This window comes from Cupriavidus sp. 8B, assembly GCF_054589115.1.
Genome location: NZ_BAAILO010000314.1, coordinates 1 through 3,501 on the forward strand (window position 1 = coordinate 1; position 3,501 = coordinate 3,501).

The window sequence follows — 3,501 nt, forward strand, 5'->3', positions numbered from 1 at the left end:
ATCTCGATTGTTCCGATCTGCGGGTTATTCCGATTTCGTTGGTGCTTGCTGCTTGATCTGCCGAGTGACCAGGGAAGGCGCGCTGGAGGCTGGTGTGGATATCGGGATAGTGCGGTCATCTGGTGAGTCCGCAGAGTCGTTGAATGATGTCCTGCCGGTCGTGCCAGATCGGGGGCGGTGACGGGCTGATGTTGTGGCCTTGGGTGGCTTTCTCCAACGCCGCGCGTTTCATCTCGGTGTCAGCGTGGGCGTAGATGAGGGTCGTCTCGGGGTCGGCGTGTCCGAGCCACTCGGTGAGGATCGAGAGAGGCATGCCCGCTTGGTAGAGATGCATCGCGCGGGAGTGGCGCAGCATGTGAGGGTGGACCTTCCTGGGCATCTCTGGGCAGGCCTGCCGGGCTGTGTCGGCGTGCTGGTGCAGGAACCGGGCGACGTTGTCGTCGGACATAGGCGTCTTGCGGTGGTCGTGGATCGTGTAGAACAACGGCTGGCCCAGGTTCGTGGCGGGGTGGAACGTCTCGACGTAGCGGCGGAAGTGCATGGCGGTGTCGGCGGTGATCGGTAGCCTGCGGGGCTTGGAGCCCTTACCGATCAGTTCGGCACTGCGTCGCTGGGTATCGATGTCGCCGACGGTTAGGGCGAGCATCTCGGCGTTACGAGCGGCGAGGTCATACATGAGGATCATGAAGAACTGGTCGCGCAGTCCGGTCCTGGTAGCTGGGTCGGGGGCAGCGAGTAGGGCCGTGACCGCGGTAGTGGTCAGGTGGCACACGGGCGGGTTGGCCGGGCTCTTCTTCAGCGGGATGCCGGCAATGTCGGCCAGGTGCATAGCGAGAGTGGGCTCGGCGTTGGCGGCGTAGTGGAAGAAGGAGCGGATACACGCCAGGCGCTGGTTGTAGGTATTGGCCGTCCAACCACGCGTGGTGGTCATGTGGTCGAGGAACCCGGCGATGAGTGCCCTGTCGAGGACCGCGAAGGTCACCTTCTCCAGCCGGATTCCCCGGGTGTCGTCGGCATAGCCCAAGAGCAGGTTCCAGGCCTGGCGGCATGCGGTGATCGTATGGGGGCTGACGGCGCGCTGGCGGGGAAGGAAGACGGTGAACCATTCCCGCAGGTGCCGGTAGAAGGTGTCGGTGCTCGTGTTCACGGGGTTACCTCCGGGATGATCCCGGCCGCGCTGGTCAGGCCGGTCGCGGCGAGGCGCTCGGGCAGCAGGTGGACGTAGTAGGCGGTCGAGGAGTAGGTGTCGTGGCCCATGTATGCCGATAGATAGGGTAGCCAGACGTTCAGGTCGCGCCCCTCCTCGACCCACCGTGTTAGGGTGTGGGTCGCGTAGTTGTGGCGCAGTGTGTAGGGCGTCGAGCCCGGTGCGATGCCGCCGGCCATCGCGCGGCACCGGTGGTAGGACGCCGTGACCCAGCGCGCCGGGTAGGGCTGGGCGGGGTGATCCTCGAAGAAGAACGCCCGTCCGGGGCGGCGCAACTCGGCGAGATCGTCGAATCGGACAAGCAGACTAGCCAGGGCCTCGTCCACGGGGACGCGGCGATCCTTGTTCCGTTTCGATCGCTCGATCGTCAGGACAGCCGATCCTGCGTCGACGTCGCGGCGCCGCAGTAGTCGGGCCTCCTGGGGCCGCAGCCCGCACCCGAGCATGAGACGGAACAGCACCGGGATCGTGTACTCGCGGAACGGGCTGGCCGCGCACGGTGTGATCTGATCAGCCGCAGCGAAGAACGCCGCTAGATCGGCGTCGGTGAACAGATGCGGCAAGCTCCGAACGCGCGGGCTGATCCACGCGGCGGGCAGCACGAACGCGTCCTCGCCAAGGAGGCGCAAATACTTGCCGAACGCTCGGATCGCGTGCGCCTTGTGAGCGGGCCAATCGACCCGCGTGCCCTCCTGACACCAGGCCGTGGCCAACTCGCGGTTCAGGACCGTCTCGCCGGGATGGCACCTGACGCAGAACCGGTCGAAGCTCAGCATCTGATAAGCCAGAGTCCTGCGGGAGTATCCGAGCGCTTCGCGCCAGTCGAGCATCGCCTCGATGTGGGAAGCGAATGCGCTGGTGAACGTGATCATCGCAAGCCCTCCCTCGTGCAGACCAGACCGTCCAGCGGCAGGCAGCAGTCCCGCAGCGACGCGTCGGCCAGCGCGATGTAGCGGCGGGACGACTCGACGTTGGCATGGCCGAGAACCTGCGCGGTCAGCGCGAGCTCGGCACCAGACTCGACCAGGCGGGTTCCCGCTGTGCGGCGTAGCGCGTGGAAGGTCTTGCCATCTCCTGCGTGGTGGGCCACGCCGGCCTTGTCGAGCCAGCGGGCCATCAGCAACGCGCCCGTCGGGCCGGTCAGCTTCACGAACGGGGCCTTGAGGCGCACGAACACCTCGGGCGCCTCGCACTCGGGCCGGCCGTTTAGCAGCCAGTCCGCGATCGCGTTACCCACCTGTGCCAACAACGGCAGCGTCACCGGTGTGGATGTCTTGTGCTGGACCATGCGGATCTCGTCGCGTCGCCAGTCGATCTCGTCCAGTCGGAGCGCGGTGATGTCGCCCCCGCGGAGCCCCGTCGATAGCGCCAGCACGACCATCGCATAGTCCCGCTTCCCATGCGGGGAACCGGTCTCGATTGCTGCCACGATGCTCGCGGTCTCCTCCGCGGTGAAGCACGGCAGCGCTCGCACCCGTCGCGGTCCCACCCGGGCCAGCAGACCCTCGACCCGCAGCACGGTCAGCCCGTGCTGGTTGGTGAACGCGAAGAACCGCTTGATCGCCCAAACCGTGTTCCCCATACCCGCGTTGTGACGCGGCCGGGCATCGACCAGATACTCCCTGACATCCTCGATGTTCACCGCGGCAAGGTCACGACCGAGCGCGTCCAAGTGACGCAGGAACTGGCGGACTTCGACCATGAGTAGCCGCACCGACCCGGCCGACAGCTCGCCACACGCTGACTCCGAGAACGCATCCAGCACCATCGCGGACGCACCACGCAGACCAGACGCCGGCCTACGCCGCCGCCAGTTCACGGCACCGGTCCGTTCGAACTCCAGCAGCATCCTGGCCGACTTCTCCAGAGCCGACCGCATCACCGCGCCGATCTCCCCGCGGCGCCGACGGTCGTCCATCGCCGCCAGGAACTCGACGAGGATCGCGTCTGTCAACCGCGCACTCGCGCGCGTCTGACAGAATCGGACCACGACGCGGCAGCACTTGCGGTAGTACCTCAAGGTGGCGTCGGTCAAGCCGATCCGAGCACCCCCGGACATCACCTCCTCGACAAGGACGGACATTTCCATGACGCAGACCTCCCATCGGATAGGCGCGACCACTCACGGCAGGGCCACGCACTTATCACGATGCGCCGGTCAGCCTCGTCGCACCACCTCACCCTCGAGCGGCCCACGGAGCCGCCCGGTTATCCCGATCCGTCGGAGTGAAACTCCTCGCCGCAGCCGCCCTCACGCAGCCATCGGAATAACCCGCAGATCGGAACAATCAATA

3 protein-coding genes are annotated in these 3,501 nt (G+C 66.3%); all 3 read right to left on the reverse strand.

The features are described 5' to 3' along the window. Window positions 1-115: 115 nt before the first annotated feature. The 3 genes from ACYP5B_RS31130 to ACYP5B_RS31140 are packed head-to-tail and all read right to left on the reverse strand — an operon-like array spanning window position 116 to window position 3,296. Entirely contained in the window at window positions 116-1,147 is a 1,032-nt protein-coding gene (locus tag ACYP5B_RS31130; protein WP_459572237.1) for a tyrosine-type recombinase/integrase, read from the reverse strand. Then, window positions 1,144-2,079, reverse strand: coding sequence for a tyrosine-type recombinase/integrase (locus ACYP5B_RS31135; protein WP_459572238.1), 936 nt, complete (start codon window positions 2,077-2,079; stop codon window positions 1,144-1,146). Before ACYP5B_RS31135 ends, ACYP5B_RS31130 begins: the two co-directional genes overlap by 4 nt. Continuing rightward, window positions 2,076-3,296 (reverse strand): tyrosine-type recombinase/integrase, encoded by a 1,221-nt coding sequence (locus ACYP5B_RS31140; RefSeq protein WP_459572239.1) that lies wholly within the window; start codon window positions 3,294-3,296, stop codon window positions 2,076-2,078. Before ACYP5B_RS31140 ends, ACYP5B_RS31135 begins: the two co-directional genes overlap by 4 nt. Window positions 3,297-3,501 lie beyond the last annotated feature (205 nt).